We start from the raw sequence: 18,834 nt of genomic DNA on the forward strand, positions 1-18,834 counted from the left end.
AGGCGTAGCCCTCGCGGCCGCCCCAGAACACGTAGTTCTCGCCACCCAGCTCGACGGTGGCATCGATCGCGGCCTTGACCTGCACCGCCGCACGCGCCACCACGTTGAAGTCCGGGTTGGTCGATGCGCCGTTCATGTAGCGCGGGTGCGAGAACAGGTTGGCGGTGCCCCACAACAGCTTGACGCCGGTGTCGGCCTGGCGCTGCTTGGCGATGCCGACCATGTGGGTGAGGTTGCGCTCGTACTCACCGATGTCGTCGGCATCCGGCGACAGGTCGATGTCATGGAAGCAGTAATACGGCACGCCAAGCTTGGTGAAGAATTCGAACGCGGCATCGGCCTTGGCTTCGGCACGGTCCAATGCGGTGTTGCCGATATCCCACGGATACGCGCGCGTGCCCGGGCCGAACGGATCGGCGCCATTGCCGCAGAAGCTGTGCCAGTAGGCCACGGCAAAGCGCAGGTGCTCGGCCATGGTCTTGTCGCCGATCTGCTTGTTGGCGTCGTAGACCTTGAAGGCCAGCGGGTTGTCCGAGTCGCGGCCTTCGAAGCCGATCTTGCCGATACCGGGGAAATATTCTTTGGCGCCGATGTAGACGGTGTTGCTCATGGGGTGGAACTCCTGCAAAGAGGCGAGGGAAAAAGGAAGGGCGTTGCAAACCAGGGGCCAGTCACGCAGCGCGGCGATCGTGCATGCGCACCGCCACCGCGCCAGCAGCGCGCACGCTCGATCAGCGCCGGGGACACATACGGGGGCAGGGCCTGAGCCACACCGCACAAAATGTTAGCGCTACCACAACTGCGACCGAAAAAAGCCGCGCGGTGGAGCGAAGCTGGAGATGCCATGCCGATCCCGAGTGAAGCGGTCTGCCCGACTTTACCCAGCCCGGCGCCGAAAGGCTTGCTGCGCTGCGAGATGTGCGCCGCCCCGACGACCTGCGGGCAGCCGCAGCCGCGTTGGGCCCGCTGACGCCGCAGCACCACCAGACGCACGCCGAACACTCCGCCCGCAAGCGTCTGACCGCCCGTTCAGCCGCGCACGCCCGGCGCCGGCCCGCCGCGCGCCGGGCAGCTACAATGGCCGGCTTATGACCGCTGTCCTGCCGCTGCCGCAACCCCTGGCCGACCCCGCGCCGCGCGACCCGCGCCAGCGGCTGCAGCGTGAGCAGCTGCGCCTGGGCAAACGCCTGCAGCGCCAGGTGGGCCAGGCGATTGCCGACTTCGGCATGATCGCGCCCGGCGACAAGATCATGGTGTGCCTGTCCGGCGGCAAGGACAGCTACACCTTGCTGGACATGCTGCTGCAGCTGCAGCGTAAGGCGCCGGTGCCGTTCACGCTGGTGGCGGTCAATCTGGACCAGAAGCAGCCCGACTTTCCCGCCCATGTCCTGCCCACCTATCTGCGCGGCCTGGACGTGCCGTTCGCCATCGTCGAGCAGGACACCTATTCGGTGGTCAGCCGGGTGATCCCGGCCGGCAAGACCATGTGTTCGCTGTGCTCGCGGCTGCGGCGCGGCGCGCTGTATGCCTATGCGCAGGCGCACGGCGTGACCAAGATCGCGCTCGGCCATCATCGCGACGACATCGTCGCCACGTTCTTCATGAACCTGTTCCATCACGCCCGGCTCGCGGCGATGGCGCCCAAACTGCGCAGCGACGACGGCCAGCACGTGGTGATCCGCCCGCTGGCCTATGTGCGCGAAGCCGACATCGCAGCCTATGCGCAGGCGCGCCAGTTCCCGATCATCCCGTGCAACCTGTGCGGCAGCCAGGAAAACCTGCAGCGCCAGCAGGTCGGGCGGATGCTGCAGCAGTGGGACCGCGAGCAGCCCGGGCGGGTCGAGCAGATCGCCCGCGCGCTGGGCGATGTGCGGCCCGAGCAACTGGCCGACCGCACCCTGTTCGATTTCCTGGCGCTGGGCCGCAATGGCGATGCAGCACCGCCCGATCCTGATCCCGATTCCAGCGCCTGATTCGCCGCCGGCGACAGCGCACACGACAGCGACTGACGCGGCCACCACGGCGGCGGCAGTCTTCCCACCCTCCACGTTTCTTCCTCCTTTTCGGTCTGACGCATGTTCTTTCGTAATCTCACCCTGTTCCGTTTCCCGACCACGCTGGATTTCTCCGAGATCGACACGCTGCTGCCGCAGGTGCAGCTCAAGCCGGTCGGCCCGCTGGAAATGAGCTCGCGCGGTTTCATTTCCCCGTTCGGCCGCGACGAGCAGGAAGTGCTCTCGCACCGTCTGGAAGACTTCCTCTGGCTCACCGTCGGTGGCGAGGACAAGATCCTGCCCGGCGCGGTGGTCAACGACCTGCTCGAGCGCAAGGTCGCCGAGATCGAAGAGAAGGAAGGCCGTCGCCCCGGCGGCAAGGCCCGCAAGCGCCTGAAGGACGACCTGATCCATGAGCTGCTGCCGCGCGCCTTCGTCAAGAGCTCGCGGACCGATGCCATCCTGGACCTGCAGCACGGCTACATCGCGGTCAACAGCTCCAGCCGCAAGAGCGGCGAGAACGTGATGAGCGAGATCCGCGGCGCGCTCGGCAGCTTCCCGGCACTGCCGTTGAACGCCGAAGTCGCACCGCGCGCCATCCTCACCGGCTGGATCGCCGGCGAACCCCTGCCCGAAGGCCTGAGCCTGGGCGAAGAATGCGAGATGAAGGACCCGATCGAAGGTGGCGCAGTGGTCAAGTGCCAGCACCAGGAACTGCGCGGCGACGAGATCGACAAGCACCTGGAAGCCGGCAAGCAGGTGACCAAGCTGGCGCTGGTGCTGGACGACAATCTGTCGTTCGTGCTCGGCGACGATCTGGTGATCCGCAAGCTCAAGTTCCTCGATGGCGCACTGGACCAGCTCGAACACAGCGAAGACGACGGCGCGCGCGCCGAACTCGACGCGCGCTTCGCACTGATGAGCGCTGAAATCCGGCGCCTGTTCCTGCTGCTGGAAACCGCGCTGAAGCTGAGCAAGGCCGAGTAACCAGGTTTCGAACGGCGGCGGCGTCAAGGGGCGATGCGCCGCTTGAATCATCCGAGGTCTAAAACAACAGCTCGCAGCGTCGCGGGCGCGGTGTCCTCACCTTGCGGGACACGCCGTGAACCCGTCCCTGGGGGCTCGGTGGCGGCATCCATGCCGCCACACGGTCCCGCAACCGGCAAGGACACCGCACCAGACAGTTGGTCGGTGCTCTTGTGAGAGCTGTCTGTCGTGCGGCGCCCATCAGACATGGAGCCGATACGTCATGAGCGAACGACGCATCCAACACCGCTCTTACCGTGCGCACCGACTATCTCGACAGGTCCTTGCCTGCTCACCGTCGCGGGACCTTACGCGGCATGGATGCCGCGTAAGAGCCTACAGGGACGTACTTGCGGCGTGTCCTGCGATGGTGGGCAGGCAAGGGCCCTGCACCAACGCGCAGCGTCGAGGGCGCGGTGTCCTCACCGCTTGCGGGACACGCCGTGAACCCATCCCTGGGGGCTCGGTGGCGGCATCCATGCCGCCACACGGTCCCGCAACCGGCGAGGACACCGCACCAGACAGTTGGTCGGTGCTCTTGTGAGAGCTGTCTGTCGTGCGGCGCCCATCAGACATGGAGCTGATACGTCATGAGCGAACGACGCATCCAACTCCGCTCTTACCGTGCACACCTACCATCTCGATAGGCCCTTGCCCGCTCACCGTCGCGGGACCTTACGCGGCATGGATGCCGCGTAAGAGCCTCCATGGACGGATTCACGGCGTGTCCCGCGATGGTGGGCGGGCAAGGGCCCTGCAGCCAACGCGCAGCGTCGATGGCGCGGCGCCCTCACCGCTCGCGGGGCACGCCGTCACATCGCATGTATCAATCGCGCCATCTCACCACCTGACACATCGCAGCGCTATCCTGTGTCCATGTTCAAGCCCGTCCGCCGTCTGATCGCGCCCGCCCCGCAGGTTGTCGAACGCGACTGCGTGCGCGTGCAACTGGACGGGCGCGAAATCGCGGTCCTGCGCGTGCGCGACCCGCGTGCGCGGCGCATCAAGCTCAGCGTCGACGAACGCGGTGCGCGGTTGACCCTGCCGCTGCGCGCAAGCCTGGTGTCGGGCGAGCGCTTTCTGCTGGCGCACCTGGACTGGTTGGGCACGCAACTGTCGCGTTATCAGCAGGTCGATGCGTTTCCGGCGCTGGCGCGTGGCGTGCCGGGGTTGCTGCCGTTACGCGGCGCCTTATTGCCGCTGAGCTGGCACGACGGGCGCTACGCACGTATCGAGGTCACCGACGACGGCGCGCAGTTCCATGTGCCGACCCGCCTGGGCGATGCAGGCCTGCGCCGCACGTTGAAGGAATTCTACGAAGCACAGGCGCGCGCCGATGTCGGACGCTGGTTGCCGAGCTATCTGCCTGGCCTGCCGCGCGCGCCGGCGCGGGTGCGGCTGAAGGTGATGTCCTCGCAGTGGGGTTCGCTGGCACCGGATGGCTCGATGGCGCTGGACCTGGCGCTGGTGCTCGGCCGCCCGTCCGCGTTCGAATACGTGCTGGTGCACGAGCTCTGCCACCTGCTGCAGGCCAATCACTCGCCTGCGTTCTGGGCCGAGGTGGAGCAGCGCTTTCCCGCCTGGCGCGACGAGCGCAGCTATTTCCACGAACACGGGCGCCAGCTCAAGGCGCAGCTGCGGCGGTTGTTGCAGGTGGAGTAAGGCAGGTCGTCGCGATGCAGTTTCCGCCGCTGACGCTACCTGCCGGTGCTGCCGGCACTGAGGTCTGCTGTCGCATGCCGGGCAATAAGCACGAGCGTCAGCGCCGTGGCATCGCGCAGGACGCATGCACGCATTCCGCGCATCACGCGTGCGGCGGCGGCAGCGACGCCAGGAATCCGTTGATCACCGCCGCCACCGCGTCCGGTGCTTCCATATGCACATGGTGGGTGCCGGGCAACAACTGCAGGCGCGCATCGCGCATCAGCGCCACGCGGTGATCGCGCAAGGCAGCGGGGAAGTACACCTGCGCCGGCGTGGCGAAGATGGCCTGGACCGGGCAGGCGATGGAGGCCAGCAGCACGTCGATCTGCGCTTCGGTCATGCGGATGGCCGTGGGCAGGGTCAGGCGCGGGTCGCTGCACCAGCTGTAGCCGCCTTCGACCGCGCACACGCCGCGCTCCACCAGCAGCCGTGCGGCCGGTTCGGTGAGCTGGTTGGCCATCATGCGTGCGCGCACCGGCATCTCCATCGACGGAAACACGCGCAGCGGCCGCTGTGACAAGGTGCGTGCCGAGGCAATCGCATCGCGCAGGCGGGTGGCGGTGCCTTCCACCGGCTCGGCCAGTGCACCCAGCGCCTCGATCGCGATCAGCGCCTCCACGCGTTCCGGCGCCGCGGCTGCCAGCAGGCTGGCGACACCGCCGCCCAGCGAGTGGCCGAGCACGCAGAAGCGCTCCCAGCCCAGCGCATCGGCCACCTGCAGCAGAATGCCGATCGCGCTGCTGAGCGTGTACTCGGCACCGACCGGCAACCACGCGCTATGGCCGTGGCCGGGCAGATCGAGCAGGACCAGGTCCAGGTCCTGTGCATGCAGGTGCGCGCTCAGCGGCAGGAAGCTGGCGGCGTTGTCCAGCCACCCATGCAGGGCCAGCACCCGGCGCGGGCCACGGTCCGGGTTGCGCAGTCCGGTGACCCGGCCGATCGCCAGGTCGCACGCAAACGGCTCCAACCTCACGCGCGCCGCGCCACGGCGGCCAGTGCCTGCGCATGTGCCGGGCTGGCATTGAGGCAGGGGATGTAACTCAGGGTGGCGCCGCGTTCGGCCAGCGTTTCGGCAAAGCCCAGCGCCACTTCCTCCAGGGTTTCCAGGCAATCGGTGGCAAAACCCGGGCAGACCAGGTCGAAGCTGCGCACGCCGCCTTCGGCCAGTTTCCACAAGGTCGGTTCGGCGTAGGGCTGCAGCCAACGCTCCGAGCCGAAGCGCGACTGGTAGCCCATCTGCCATTCGTCCGCGCCCAGGCCCAGCGCGGCGACGATGGCCTGCGCGCTGCGCTCGCATTGCTGCGGATACGGATCGCCGGCATTGGCCACGCGCTGCGGCAGGCCGTGGAAGGAGAACATCAGCTTCTCGCTGCGCCCGTGCGCCTGCCAGTGCGCGCGGATCGAATCGGCGATCGCCGCGACCCAGCCGGCGTCTTCGCAATACTCCTGGATCACCTCCACCGCGATCTCCGGTGCGCCCGGGCGCCAGGCGTCGATCACGTCCTGGATCGATGCGGTCGTCGTGGTCGAATACTGCGGATACAGCGGCAGCACCACGATGCGCCGGATGCCGCGCGCACGCAGGCCGTCCAGCGTCTTGCGCAGCGCCGGGGCGCCATAGCGCATGGCCCATTCCACGTGCCAGTCCGGCATGACCTCCTTCAGGCCTTCGGCCAGCCGGCGCGTGTACACCGCCAGTGGCGAGCCGTCCGGCAGCCAGACCTTGGCGTATTTCTCGGCCGACTTGGGCCCGCGGATGGGCAGGATCACCCCGTACAGCAGCGGCTTCCAGAACAGCGGCGGGATCGCGACCACGCGGCGGTCGCTGAGGAACTCGGCCAGGTAGCGGCGCACGGCCGGGGCGGTGGGCGACTCGGGGGTGCCGAGATTGACGACCAGCAGGGCGGTATCGGGGGTGGTGTTCATGCGCGCCATTCTGGCAGAGCGCGGCAGTGCTGCCGAGGACAGCGCATCGATCGCCTCCATTGACCGCCTCTGGCACCCGCTTGCGCTCACCACCGATTCATTGCGCCACCACTAACGTCGCGCCATTGCTATCTTTGACGGATCGTCCCCTGGAGCTTGTCATGCCTCGTCTGTCGCGCCTGGCCCTGTTGTTGTCGCTGACCTTCGCCGCCGGCCATGCCGTCGCCGGCCCGGAAGAGGACCAGCGCGCGCGTAACGCGGTGCGGGTGCTCAACGAGATCATGAAGATTCCCGAGCAGGCCATCCCGGACAAGCTGCTCGACGAGGCGCGTGCCATCGTGGTCATCCCCGATACGCTCAAGGCCGGGTTGGTGATCGGCGGCCGGCGCGGCCATGGCCTGATGTCGATGAAGAATGCCGACGGCAGCTGGTCGCAGCCGGTCTTCGTCAAGCTCACCGGCGGCAGCATCGGCTTCCAGGCCGGCGTGCAGTCCTCCGACGTGGTGCTGGTGTTCCGCAACGACCGCAGCCTGGACAACATCGTCAACGGCAAGTTCACCCTCGGTGCCGATGCCGGCGTGGCCGCCGGCCCGGTCGGCCGCAATGCCGCCGCCGCCACCGATGGCCAGCTCAAGGCCGAAATCTGGTCGTGGTCGCGCGCCCGTGGCCTGTTCGCCGGCGTGGCGCTGGACGGTGCGGTGCTGCAGATCGACGATGCCGCCGACCTCAACGCCTACGGCGGCGGCGCCACCCCGCGGATGATCTTCGAAGGCCGTACCAACGAGCGTGCCTCCACCGACGTGATCGCCTTCCGCGACCGCCTGGAAGAGGCGACCTACACCGCACGCGCCAATCGCGGTACCGATGGCAGCGCCGACGACAGCGCCAGCGCGCCGCGTCCGGCAACGCCGCCACCGGCACAGGCGGCCACCACACCGCCGCCTGCGGTCAACGAAGCCAGCACCGTGCCGATGCAGCCCAGCACCACCCCACCGCCGCAGCAGGGTTTCCAGCCGGTGTCCGATGGCGAAATCCGCACCGAATCGCTGGACGGCAACCGCTGACGCGCTGTCATCCCCCTGCGCGGTGCGCTGGGGTATCCTGCGCCTTCCTTCTTCTTCAGCAAGCGAGCAGATCATGGGCGGTTTCAGCATTTGGCACTGGCTGATCGTGCTGGTGATCGTGTTGCTGGTGTTCGGTACCAAGCGGCTCACCAGCGGTGCCAAGGATCTCGGCAGCGCGGTCAAGGAATTCAAGAAAGGCATGCACGACGAGGACAAGCCGGCAGGCAAGCTCGGCGACGACAGCCGCACGGCCGAGCAGGCACGTGAGGCGCAGGCCGAGCGCGATCGCGACGCGCGTTGATCCGGAGCGGCGTCGGTGTTTGACATAGGTGTTGGCGAACTGACGCTGATTGCGATCGTCGCCCTGGTGGTGCTCGGTCCCGAGCGCCTGCCCAAGGCGGCCCGGTTCGCCGGATTGTGGGTGCGCCGCGCGCGCATGCAATGGGACTCGGTCAAGCAGGAACTGGAACGCGAGCTGGAAGCCGAAGAGCTCAAGCGCAGTCTGCAGGACGTGCAGGCCTCGCTGCGCGAGGCCGAGGACCAGTTGCGCAACAAGCAGCAGCATCTGGAGCAGGGCGCCCGCGCGCTGCACGACGAGGTCGGGCGCGATATCGATATCCGCAGCACCACGACACCGGTGGCGACGCCGCTGGAGCTGGCGCATGCGGACCTGTCGGCTGGGGCCAATGCCGCGCCGGCAGCGGGCGCCGCCGATGCGCCTGAACATGCGGCGGCCGCAGCGGTCATCGCCCAGGCACGGCCCATGGCGCCGGCACCCCATCAGACATTGGTGCCGGCCCCCCATGCCCCGGTGGTGCCGGCGCCGCATGCAGCGCACCTGGGCAATGCCAGCGCGCAGACGCCGGTTGCCTCGCCAATGGAGCCGGGCATGCCAGAGGCGCTGATCGATCCGACCGAGCCGGGCAAGCTCCAGGAGAAGCGGCCGTGAGCCTGTTCGACGACGCACAGGCCGAAAGCAGTCTGATCGAGCATCTGGTCGAGCTGCGCGCACGCCTGGTGCGCGCCCTGATCGGCCTGGGCGTGGTGCTGCTGGCGCTGTTGCCGTTTTCCCGCGCAATCTACTCGTGGCTGGCCGCGCCGCTGATTTCGCAGCTGCCGCTGGGGCAGACGATGATCGCGATGAACCCGGCCGGCGCGTTCTTCGCCCCGCTCAAGCTGACCTTCTTCGTGGCGGTGTTCTTCAGCGTGCCGTGGCTGCTGTATCAGGCCTGGGCCTTCGTGGCGCCGGGCCTGTACCAGCGCGAGAAGAAACTCGCATTCCCGTTGCTAGCCTCGGCGGTGGCACTGTTCTACATCGGCTGCGCGTTCGCGTATTTCCTGGTGCTGCCGGCGGTGTTCCACTTCCTGACCACGTTCAAGCCGGACGTGATCGCCATTACTCCGGACGCCAATTCCTACCTGGATTTCGTGCTGGCGATCTTCTTCGCCTTCGGTGCCAGCTTCGAGCTGCCGGTGGCGCTGGTGATCCTGGTGCTGCTGGGCTGGGTCAGCCCCAAGCAGCTGAGCGAAGGCCGCGGCTATGCCATCGTCGGCATCTTCATCCTGGCCGCCGTGCTCACCCCGCCGGACGTGGTCTCGCAGCTGATGCTGGCCATCCCGATGTGCCTGCTCTACGAGCTGGGCATCATCGCCTCGCGCGCGGTGGGGCCGAAGAGCGCCTAGCGCGCGGACGGGGCCAGCATCGCCCCAGACGCCAATCACCCACGTAGGAGCGCACCCGGGCGCGACTGGGGCTTCCTGGCGAACGCTTCGTCGCGCCCAGGTGCGCTCCTACGGGTTGGGATGGTCTGGCGGCGACCCCGTTCGCGCGCGATCGGGGCTCTCCCGACGAATGCTTTGTCGCGCCCGGGTGCGCTCCTACGGGTTGGGATGGTCTGGTGACGACCCCGTTCGCGCGCGACCGGGGCTCTCCCGGCGAACGCTTCGTCGCGCCCTGGTGCGCTCCTACGGGGCGCGGGTCTGAGGCGGCAAGCACATCCGCAGGTCAGGGGCTCAGGCCGCAAACACATCCGGTCGTGAGGGCGCCGTCGGCTGGGCAGAAGCGCCTTGGTGCGTGAACATCTGCTTCCAGGCCGCGTAGACCGAGCCGGCGAACACCGGCATCAGCACCGCCATCAGCAGCAGCTGGGCCAGCCACATCGCCACGGTCTGGCCGGCGACCAGGCCGACGATCAGCGCCACGATCATCACCGCGAAATAGATCGCGAAGATGGCGATAAAGGCCAGCACGAAGAACACCAGCATCGCCGGCAGGTTGTGCAGGCTTGCCCGCAGGCTCTCGCGCAGCGCGTGGCCGCCGGTGCTGCGGTCGAACATCACCTGCGGCGGCATCACGAACAGTGCCAGGGTCATCGCCGCGAAGGTGGCGATGGTCAGCAGCAGCCACAGCAGGATGCGGCCGGCCGGCAGGCTGGCGGCCAGTTGCTCGATCTGCACCGGGTCCGGCTGCGCGCCGGACTGGCTGATCTGGTTGATCTTGATCATCACCTCGGACAGCTGCTGCAGCCCGCTGGCGCCGATCATCACCAGCAGCAGCACGCCCAGCAGCAGGCCGGCGATCAGCTGCGGCAGCAGCGACACCAGCAGGTGCGGCGCGCGGCCGTCCTGCAGGCCGTGCAGCAGATGCGACGGCTTGGCGATGCGGCCTTCGTCGACCTCGCGGATCGCCCACAGCAGGCCGCCCATGAACAGCGGGCCGGCCAGCACCAGCAGGAACTGCAGGGCCGGGCCCAGCAGCGGCACCAGCACCGACAGCGACACCACCAGGGTGGCGGCCACGCTCCAGATCACCCCCAGCGAGCCAAGCGCCAGCGGCGCCCGCTTCAACAGCGAGAAACCGGTCAACAGCCATTCTGCGCCGGCAGACGCCGGCACCTTGCGGATTTCGCTCATTCCCATTCCGGATCGATACGCACCGGACCATCCGGCGTGGCGCGATTATCGCTGCTTTTGCGTGTGTGCGGCGGGATGAGTGCTCACTGTTTGCAGGCCGCGTGCGTGATGCACGAACCGGCGCAGCAGCTTGCGCGCGATCGGCGCGGCGGTGACCTCCCGGGCGACCGTGCGGGCGCAGTGGCCGTGGCGGGCGATGCACTCGGCGCGCGCCTGCACATAGCCGCGCATGTGGTGGGTGGCGAACTCGGGGTGGAACTGCACGCCCCAGGTGGCCTGGCCCCAGCGGAAGGCATGGCAACGGTCCTGCCGCGAATGCGCCAGCACGATGGCCCCGTCCGGGGCGCGCACCACGGTCTGCATGTGCGTGGCGTGCGCCGGGAAATGCGCCGGCAGGCCTGCAAACAAAGGGTCCTGCTCGGCTGGCGGGTGCAGTTCCAGCGCGATCGTGCCGGATTCGCGTCCGGCCGGGTTGTAGTCGACCTCGCCGCCCAGCGCGTGCGCCAGCAGCTGGTGCCCGTAGCAGATGCCCAGCAGCGGCATGCCCTGGTGGGCGGCATCGCGCAGCCAGGCGGCACTGCGTTCGCTCCAGTCGGCGCGGTCGGTGACATAGGCGGCCGAGCCACTGACGATGGTGCCGGCAAAGCCGGCGCGGTCGGGCAGGCGGCCGCCGTTGGCGACATCGATGGCGACGGTTTCGTGTTCGGCCAGCCCGGCCGCAACGCGGATCCAGTGCCGAAAGCGGCCGTATCGCTTCATCTCCGGCACGGGATGCCCGGTTTCGATGATCAGGAACGGCAAGGCGGACATGCGGACGAGCATCCAGCAGCGACTGATGTGCCCGATTGTAGGCAGCTCCCGCCGGTTTTTTTCAATTGGCGTGCCAATACATGCAGCTAAGGTTATGCCGGATGGCTATGTGCTGATGGCTGGGGATGGTGGTGAAACGATCGGCGCTCGGGGGATGGGGGAATGGCGGCAGTGGACCAGGCAGCGTGGTGTGGTGCGCTGGACCGCTAGCGTCAGGAAGGCATGTGCCTGTGCTGACGTCCCCGCATCCGCCCTTCGGCACCTTCTCCCGGTGGGAGAAGGGGGCAAGCGAGGCCAGACAACCGGCCTGTTCCCGGGGCAAACGTGGATCGGGTAGCGTGGTGCCGCGCGCTGGACCGCGAGTGTCAGGAAGGCATGTGCCTGTGCTGGCATCCCCGCATCCGCCCTTCGGGCACCTTCTCCCGGTGGGAGAAGGGGGCAAGCGAGACCGGACAACCGGCCTTTTCCCGGAAGCAAGCCAGCCAGGCGATCCGCCTAGTCCCGCGGCGGCAGGACCGACAACACCTCTTCCACCGTGGTCAGCCCGGCGGCGACTTTCTCCAGGCCGGTGCGGCGCAGCGTGCGCAGGCCTTCGCCGTGGGCGGCGTGGCTGAAGCTGGCCAGGTCGGTGTCGGCGCGGATCAGGCTGCGCAAACGCGGTGTCACCGGCAGCAGCTCGTACAGGCCGACACGGCCCAGGTAGCCGGTGCGGCGGCATTCCAGGCAGCCGACCGGCGCGTGCACGTTGAGCACCTCCGGCAGCGCTTCGCCCGGCTCGCGGATCGCCGACCAGTCGTCGTCGCTGAGCGTGTGCGGGCGCTTGCAGTGCACGCACAGGGTGCGCACTAGCCGCTGCGCCAGCACGCCGTTGAGCGTGGAGGCCACCAGGTAGTGCGGCACGCCCAGGTCCAGCAAACGGGTGATCGCCGAGGCGGCGTCGTTGGTGTGCAGCGTGGACAGCACCAGATGCCCGGTCAGCGAGGCCTGCACCGCCATCTGCGCGGTTTCCAGGTCGCGGATTTCGCCGATCATGATGATGTCCGGGTCCTGGCGCAGCAGCGTGCGCACGCCGCTGGCGAAATCCAGGTCGATGTTCTGCTGGACCTGCATCTGGTTGAATTCCGGCGCGATCATTTCGATCGGATCTTCCACGCTGCACACGTTCACATCCGGCGTGGCCAGGCGCTTGAGCGTGGAATACAGCGTGGTGGTCTTGCCCGAGCCGGTGGGGCCGGTGACCAGCACGATGCCATGCGGGCGCTCGACCAGCGCGCTCCAGCCGGCGGCTTCTTCCGGGCTGAAGCCGAGTTGCTCGATGCTCTTGAACGCCGAATCCGGGTCGAAAATGCGCATCACGCACTTCTCGCCGAACGCGGTGGGCATCGTGGACAGGCGCATTTCCACCTCGCGCCCACCCGGCGACCGGGTCTTGATGCGGCCGTCTTGCGGGCGGCGGCGTTCGGCCAGGTCCATGCGGCCGAGCACCTTGATGCGGCTGACCACCGCGGTCATCACCGACGGCGGCACTTCCAGCACCTTGTGCAGCACCCCGTCGATACGGAAACGCATGCGCCCGGCCTCGCGACGCGGCTCCAGATGGATGTCGCTTGCCCGCTGTTCGTAGGCGTACTGCAGCAGCCAGTCGACGATATGCACGATGTGGTGGTCGTCGGCATTGACGTCGCCGGCGCGGCCCAGTTCCACCAGCTGCTCGAAACTGGGCAGGCCGGCACCGGGTTCGGCGCTGCGCACATCGCCGCGCGCGCCGCGCACCGACTGGGTCACGCCGAAGAACTCCATCGTGTAGCGGTGCAGGTCCAGCGGGTTGATCAGCGCCAGTTCGATGCGGCGCCGGCTCAGGTGCTGCACGTCGGCCAGCCAGTCCAGCGCCAGCGGCTCGCTGGTGGCGATCAGCACGCGCTCGGCATCCAGCGCCAGCGGCAGGATGCGGTGGCGGCGTGCGTAGGCATGCGAGACCACGCCGGTGACCGCGGCCACATCGATACGGGTCGGGTCGATGCGCAGATAGCGCAGGCCGGTGCGGGTGGCCAGCCATTCGGTCAGCCGTTCCAGCCCGAGTTCGCCGGCCGGCGGCTGCGCGGCATGCAGCTTGAGATTGGCCAGCAGCACCAGCGGATGCACCTCGCTGGCATTGCGCACGCCGGCGGCAGAGAACTGCACGCGCTCATGTTCGTGCGGCACCACCATGCCGTCTGCAAGCAGGGCGGCGGCCACCGGGTCGAACATCAGGCGGCCGCGCGGCAACAGTGCCGCTGCGCTTTCAGTATCGGCCGTACGCCGCTGTTCCATGCTCGAGGTTCCCCTGCAGCGGTGCTCCGCGGCAAAGCGCTGCGGGTCGGCCGGTATACTAGCGCACCCCTTCCGCACGGCCTTTGCTGCATGTCCGATTCCCGGCGCGTTCCAATCACTTTCCAGGGCCTGATCCAGACCCTCAACCAGTACTGGGCCGAGCAAGGCTGCGTGCTGATCCAGCCGCTGGACCTGGAAGTGGGCGCAGGCACGTTCCATCCGGCCACCTTCCTGCGCGCGCTGGGACCGGAGCCGTGGAATGCGGCCTACGTGCAGCCCTCGCGCCGCCCCACCGACGGCCGCTACGGCGAAAATCCCAACCGCCTGCAGCGCTACTACCAGTACCAGGTGGCGATGAAGCCCAGCCCGGACAATATCCAGGACCTGTACCTGGGCTCGCTCAAGGCGCTGGGCATCGACCCGCTGGTGCACGACCTGCGCTTTGTCGAGGACAACTGGGAATCGCCCACCCTGGGCGCCTGGGGCCTGGGCTGGGAAGTCTGGCTCAACGGCATGGAGGTGACCCAGTTCACCTACTTCCAGCAGGCCGGCGGACTGGAGTGCAAGCCGGTACTGGGCGAGATCACCTACGGGCTGGAACGGCTGTGCATGTACCTGCAGAGCTGCGACAACGTCTACGACCTGGTGTGGACCTACGGCCCGGATGGCACGCCGGTGAGCTATGGCGATGTGTACCACCAGAACGAGGTGGAGCAGAGCGCCTACAACTTCGAGCATGCCAATGTGGCCGAGCTGTTCCATCGGTTCGACGCCTGCGAGGCCGAGGCCAAGCACCTGGTCGAGGTCGGCCTGCCGTTGCCGGCGTACGAGCAGGTCACCAAGGCCAGCCACGCGTTCAACCTGCTGGATGCGCGCCGCGCGATCAGCGTGACCGAACGCCAGCGCTACATCCTGCGCGTGCGCGCGCTGGCGCAGGGCGTGGCGCAGGCGTATTACGCACAACGCGAGAAGCTGGGCTTTCCCGGAGTCAAGCGCTGATGCTGTGTCCTTCCCCCGCCAGCGGGGGAAGGTGCCCGCAGGGCGGATGGGGGCAGTACGTCTCCGCCGCCTCGGCACGACCCTCATCCGGCGCGGCGCGCCACCTTCTCCCGCTAGCGGGAGAAGGACATTCTCCAGTCACCTTCGTCCGTTGATGGCAGAAGGGACATAAGCCAAGGTTCACCTGACATGAGCGAACAACTTCCCCTGCTGATCGAACTGGGCACCGAAGAGCTGCCGGTCAAGGCGCTCCCGGGTCTGGCGCAGGCCTTCTTCGATGGCGTGCTGGCCGGTCTGGAAAAGCGCGGCGTTGCCGTCACCCGTGGCGATGCCAAGCCGCTGTCCACGCCGCGCCGCCTGGCGGTGCTGCTGCCGGGCGTGGCCACCGAGCAGCCCGAGCAGCGCTCCGAAGTGCTGGGCCCGTATCTCACCATCGCGCTGGATGCCGAGGGCAAGCCGACCAAGGCGCTGGCCGGCTTCGCCGCCAAGGCCAGCATCGACTGGACCGCGCTGGAGCGCACCAGCGACGCCAAGGGCGAGCGCTTCGTGCACCGCGCGGTGACGCCGGGCGCGCGCACCGCCGACCTGCTGCCCGACATCCTGCGTGAAGCCATTGCCGCGATGCCAATCCCCAAGCCAATGCGCTGGGGCGCACACGAGTACGCCTTCGCGCGGCCGGTGCAGTGGCTGGTGCTGCTGTTCGGCGATGCGGTGATTCCGGCCGAGCTGCTGGGCGTGCGTGGCGATCGCCTCAGCCGCGGGCATCGCTTCATGCATCAGGGCGAGGTGTCGCTGGCGGCGCCGGGCGATTACATCGAGGCCTTGCGCGCGGCGCATGTGCTGGTGGATGCCGACGCACGCCGCGCATGCATCGTCGAGGAAGTCGAAGCTGCCGCCAGGCAGGCCGGTGGCAGCGCGCGCATCAGCGACGACAACCTGGAACAGGTGGTCAACCTGGTCGAATGGCCGTCGGCGGTGCTGTGCAGTTTCGAGCGCGACTTCCTGGCGGTGCCGCAGGAAGCGCTGATCGAAACCATGGAGGTCAACCAGAAATTCTTCCCGGTGCTGGACGACGGCGGCAAGTTGACCGAGCAGTTCATCGGCATCGCCAATATCGTCTCCAAGGACGTGGCTGAAGTCGCCAAGGGCTACGAGCGGGTGATCCGTCCACGGTTTGCCGATGCCAAGTTCTTCTTCGACGAAGACCTCAAGCAGGGGCTGGAGGCGATGGGCGCCGGTCTGGCCAGCGTGACCTACCAGGCCAAGCTCGGTAACCTGGCCGAGAAGGTGGAGCGCGTGGCCAAGCTGGCCGAAGCGATTGCGCCGCAAGTCGGTGCCGATCCGGCGCAGGCGCGTCGCGCTGCGCAGCTGGCCAAGAACGACCTGCAATCGCGCATGGTCAACGAATTCCCGGAGCTGCAGGGCATTGCCGGGCGTCATTACGCCAAGGCCGCCGGCGAGCCCGGCGAGATTGCGCTGGCGATCGACGAGGCATACCAGCCGCGTTTTGCCGGCGACGACATCGCACTGTCGCCACTGGGCAAGGTGCTGGCGATTGCAGAACGGCTGGATACCCTGGCCGGTGGCTTTGCGGCCGGTTTGAAGCCGACCGGCAACAAGGACCCGTTTGCGCTGCGGCGTAATGCCTTGGGGTTGGCGCGGACGGTGATCGAGAGTGGGTTTGAGCTGGATCTGAAGGATTTGCTCTATCACGCATACAGCTGTGCAAAACAGTCGATGTCTGAAGTTGTGCTGCGACAGAAAAAGGATGTGGCGGACAAAGCACGTGCGTCAGGTGTAGATGCCCCCACGTCACATGCGAATCAGCGATCGCTGCATTTGGAAGAATTGACTGAGCTCTTCGAATTCATCCTGGACCGTCTGCGCGGCTACTACGCAGACAAGGGCGTTGCTGCCACCCACTTCAATGCGGTCGCCGCACTGTTCTCGGTCGCGCCCGAGGGCGCTCCTGCATCGGCCAGCGTAGGAGCGCACCCGGGCGCGACCCACGGTTCTCTCTACGACTTCGACCGCCGCATCGAGGCGATCGGCATCTTCGCCACGCTGCCCGAAGCCGAAGCCCTGGCCGCAGCCAACAAGCGCATCCGCAACATCCTGCGCAAGGTCGAGGGCGAGATTCCCGGCGATATCGACACCAGCCTGCTGCGCGAGCCGGCCGAAGAAGCCCTGGCCGAAGCGGTGGAAGCGGCCATCGGCGATACCGGTGATGCACTGCACCGGCACGACTACGTCGCCGTGCTTGCGCGCCTGGCGCGCCTGCGCCCGCAGGTCGACGCCTTCTTCGACGGCGTCATGGTCAACGCCGAAGACCCGCAACTGCGCGCCAACCGCCTGGCCCTGCTGAAGAAGCTCGGCGACCGCCTCGGCAGCGTCGCCGCCATCGAGCATCTGTCCAGCTGATGGCCGCGTCCGCCGGCGCGGTGCACTGGCAGACCGCGCAGGCCGCGTTGGCACGTCGCGAGCTGGGGGTGGCCGCGTCTGCGCTGCAGGCGTTGCTGGAGGTGGAGCCCACGCACGTGTCGGCCCGCGTGCTGCTGGCCGGCACCGTGCTGGCCAACGGCAGGATGCGCGAGGCGGTGGCGCAGTTGCGGCTGGCCGCAGGCGATCTGGGTGACGACGTGGCGATGCGTTGCCGCGTGGCGCAAGCCTTGCTGCGTGTCGGTGAGCATCGCGCGCTGCATGCCTTGCTGCGGCATCCGTCGGTGATGCAGTGCAACGATGGCCCGACCCTGGCCTTGCTCGCGCATGTGCATCAATCCCTCGGCGAACATGGCGACGCGCTGGCGATGATGAGGCGCGCGCAGGCCTGCGGATTCGATGGTGCGGATTTCCGTTTCTTTCTTGCGGTGCAGCTGCAGTTCAATGGTCGCCTCGATGAAGCGGCGCAGGCGCTGGAGCATGCGCTGGCGCAAAAGCCCGGCTATGGCCGCGCGGCGTTGACGCGTGCGCGCCTGCGCCGTCAGACCACCAGCAGCAACCATGTCGAGCAACTGCGTGAGCAACTGCAACGTGCCAAGCCCGACAGCGAGGACCGCGCCGGGCTGGCATTCGCGCTGTACAAGGAGCTGGAAGACCTCGGCCAGACCGGGGCTGCCTGGGACGCGCTGCAGCATGGCAATGCGGTGATGCATGCGCGCCTGCGTCACGACGCCGATGCAGAAGCTGCGCTCTATACGCAGCTGGGAGCATTGGCCCAGCAAGGCGTGTTCGCCCCGCAGCAAGCCCCCGCCGCGCACGGCCCGCAACCGATCTTCGTGCTCGGTTTGCCACGCTCGGGCACCACGGTGCTGGAGCGGATGCTGGGCAATCATTCCCAGATCGTGTCGGCTGGCGAGTTGAACGACGTTGGCCATCAACTGCGTTGGGGCGCCGACCAGGCCGGCCGCAGTCTGCTGGATGCGCGTGTGCTGCAGGCGCTGCCGACGCTGGACTACGCGCAGGTCGGCGCGCGTTACCTGGAACAGACGCAATGGCGCGCCGGATCTGCGCGTTGGTATATCGACAAGCTACCGGCCAACGCGGTGGCGATCGGCCCGATCGCACGTGCCTTGCCGGGTGCAGTGATCGTGCATCTGGTGCGCGAGCCGATGGCGGTGTGTTTTTCCAATTACCGCGCGTTGTTCGGCGACTCCTACGCCTACAGCTACGACCTGCACACGCTGGCGCGTCACTATCAGGCGTATCACGGCTTGATGGCGCAGTGGCGCGCGGCATTGCCGGGCCGGGTGATCGATGTGGACTATGCGCAGATGGTGCGTGATCCATCCACGGTCCTTGAGCAGCTGATGGCGCGCTGCGGGCTGGAGATCGAGCCCGGTCAGATCGATATCACCCGCAATGCAGCTGCATCGGCCACGCTGAGCAGCGTGCAGGTGCGCGAAGGTGTGCATGGGCGCAACGTGGACGAGTGGCGGCGCTACGCCACGCAGCTGGAGCCGCTGCGGCTGGATTTGTTGCATGCCGGCCTGATCCAGGCCGACGCACGCTGACAACGGCCAGCACGACGACGCGAGGCTGCTGCATCGGTGCGTGCAGCGTGCCCGCAGCCGACATGCCTGCATGTCGCC

15 protein-coding genes and 1 pseudogene are annotated in these 18,834 nt (G+C 67.7%); 10 read left to right on the top strand and 6 right to left on the bottom strand.

Features of this window, described 5'->3' with window-relative positions:
- Window positions 1–610, bottom strand: a pseudogene (locus EO174_RS20110) (xylose isomerase); the annotation flags it as partial.
- A 478-nt stretch (window positions 611–1,088) separates the two neighbouring features.
- Here EO174_RS20110 and ttcA point away from each other — a divergent pair.
- The 3 genes from ttcA (at window position 1,089) to EO174_RS20130 (ending at window position 4,682) form a co-directional block, all read left to right on the top strand.
- Entirely contained in the window at window positions 1,089–1,973 is an 885-nt protein-coding gene (gene ttcA, locus EO174_RS20115) for a tRNA 2-thiocytidine(32) synthetase TtcA (RefSeq protein ID WP_126946962.1), read from the top strand.
- A gap of 102 nt (window positions 1,974–2,075) precedes the next feature.
- Window positions 2,076–2,981 carry a recombination-associated protein RdgC gene (locus EO174_RS20120; RefSeq protein ID WP_007974628.1) on the top strand — a complete coding sequence of 302 codons (906 nt, stop codon included), beginning with the start codon at window positions 2,076–2,078 and terminating at the stop codon, window positions 2,979–2,981.
- 915 nt (window positions 2,982–3,896) lie between these two features.
- Window positions 3,897–4,682 carry a SprT family zinc-dependent metalloprotease gene (locus tag EO174_RS20130; protein WP_164739706.1) on the top strand — a complete coding sequence of 262 codons (786 nt, stop codon included), beginning with the start codon at window positions 3,897–3,899 and terminating at the stop codon, window positions 4,680–4,682.
- Between the two features lie 142 nt (window positions 4,683–4,824).
- Here the strand turns inward: EO174_RS20130 and EO174_RS20135 are convergent, their stop codons facing one another.
- Both EO174_RS20135 and hemH read right to left on the bottom strand, forming a co-directional pair.
- Window positions 4,825–5,691 (bottom strand): alpha/beta hydrolase, encoded by an 867-nt coding sequence (locus EO174_RS20135; protein WP_164740281.1) that lies wholly within the window; start codon window positions 5,689–5,691, stop codon window positions 4,825–4,827.
- Window positions 5,692–5,693: 2 nt separating this feature from the next.
- Window positions 5,694–6,659, bottom strand: a complete 966-nt coding sequence (hemH, locus tag EO174_RS20140) for a ferrochelatase (RefSeq protein ID WP_104649908.1) — start codon at window positions 6,657–6,659, stop codon at window positions 5,694–5,696.
- Between the two features lie 152 nt (window positions 6,660–6,811).
- On the opposite strand from hemH, the gene EO174_RS20145 reads away from it, so the two are divergent.
- From EO174_RS20145 to tatC, 4 genes are all read left to right on the top strand, one after another.
- Entirely contained in the window at window positions 6,812–7,714 is a 903-nt protein-coding gene (locus EO174_RS20145) for a YSC84-related protein (RefSeq protein ID WP_164739198.1), read from the top strand.
- Between the two features lie 73 nt (window positions 7,715–7,787).
- Window positions 7,788–8,015 (top strand): Sec-independent protein translocase subunit TatA, encoded by a 228-nt coding sequence (tatA, locus tag EO174_RS20150; RefSeq protein ID WP_104584354.1) that lies wholly within the window; start codon window positions 7,788–7,790, stop codon window positions 8,013–8,015.
- Between the two features lie 15 nt (window positions 8,016–8,030).
- Entirely contained in the window at window positions 8,031–8,663 is a 633-nt protein-coding gene (gene tatB / locus EO174_RS20155) for a Sec-independent protein translocase protein TatB (RefSeq protein ID WP_126946965.1), read from the top strand.
- Window positions 8,660–9,397, top strand: a complete 738-nt coding sequence (gene tatC, locus EO174_RS20160) for a twin-arginine translocase subunit TatC (protein WP_104584358.1) — start codon at window positions 8,660–8,662, stop codon at window positions 9,395–9,397. Before tatB ends, tatC begins: the two co-directional genes overlap by 4 nt.
- 330 nt (window positions 9,398–9,727) lie before the next feature.
- Here the strand turns inward: tatC and EO174_RS20165 are convergent, their stop codons facing one another.
- From EO174_RS20165 to EO174_RS20175, 3 genes are all read right to left on the bottom strand, one after another.
- A complete protein-coding gene (locus tag EO174_RS20165) occupies window positions 9,728–10,627 on the bottom strand; it encodes a BPSS1780 family membrane protein (protein WP_115678125.1) in 900 nt (299 codons plus the stop codon).
- Window positions 10,628–10,672: 45 nt separating this feature from the next.
- The gene (locus EO174_RS20170) at window positions 10,673–11,437 is read right to left on the bottom strand and encodes a glutamine amidotransferase (RefSeq protein ID WP_126943269.1); all 765 of its coding nucleotides are present in this window, start codon (window positions 11,435–11,437) and stop codon (window positions 10,673–10,675) included.
- A gap of 495 nt (window positions 11,438–11,932) precedes the next feature.
- Window positions 11,933–13,747 (bottom strand): GspE/PulE family protein, encoded by a 1,815-nt coding sequence (locus EO174_RS20175; RefSeq protein WP_126946968.1) that lies wholly within the window; start codon window positions 13,745–13,747, stop codon window positions 11,933–11,935.
- Window positions 13,748–13,837: 90 nt separating this feature from the next.
- Here EO174_RS20175 and glyQ point away from each other — a divergent pair, with 90 nt between their 5' ends.
- From glyQ to EO174_RS20190, 3 genes are all read left to right on the top strand, one after another.
- On the top strand, window positions 13,838–14,746 hold the full coding sequence (glyQ, locus tag EO174_RS20180; protein ID WP_126946971.1) for a glycine--tRNA ligase subunit alpha: 909 nt from the start codon (window positions 13,838–13,840) through the stop codon (window positions 14,744–14,746).
- A 189-nt stretch (window positions 14,747–14,935) separates the two neighbouring features.
- Window positions 14,936–17,167: a glycine--tRNA ligase subunit beta gene (gene glyS, locus EO174_RS20185; RefSeq protein ID WP_126946974.1), complete on the top strand. Its 2,232-nt coding sequence runs from the start codon at window positions 14,936–14,938 to the stop codon at window positions 17,165–17,167.
- Window positions 17,167–18,756, top strand: a complete 1,590-nt coding sequence (locus EO174_RS20190) for a sulfotransferase (RefSeq protein ID WP_126946977.1) — start codon at window positions 17,167–17,169, stop codon at window positions 18,754–18,756. The genes glyS and EO174_RS20190 overlap by 1 nt, the downstream gene beginning before the upstream one ends.
- Window positions 18,757–18,834: the final 78 nt, after the last annotated feature.

It is taken from the genome of Xanthomonas sp. BRIP62418, from assembly GCF_003993495.1.
GTDB classification, from domain to species: domain Bacteria; phylum Pseudomonadota; class Gammaproteobacteria; order Xanthomonadales; family Xanthomonadaceae; genus Xanthomonas; species Xanthomonas euroxanthea.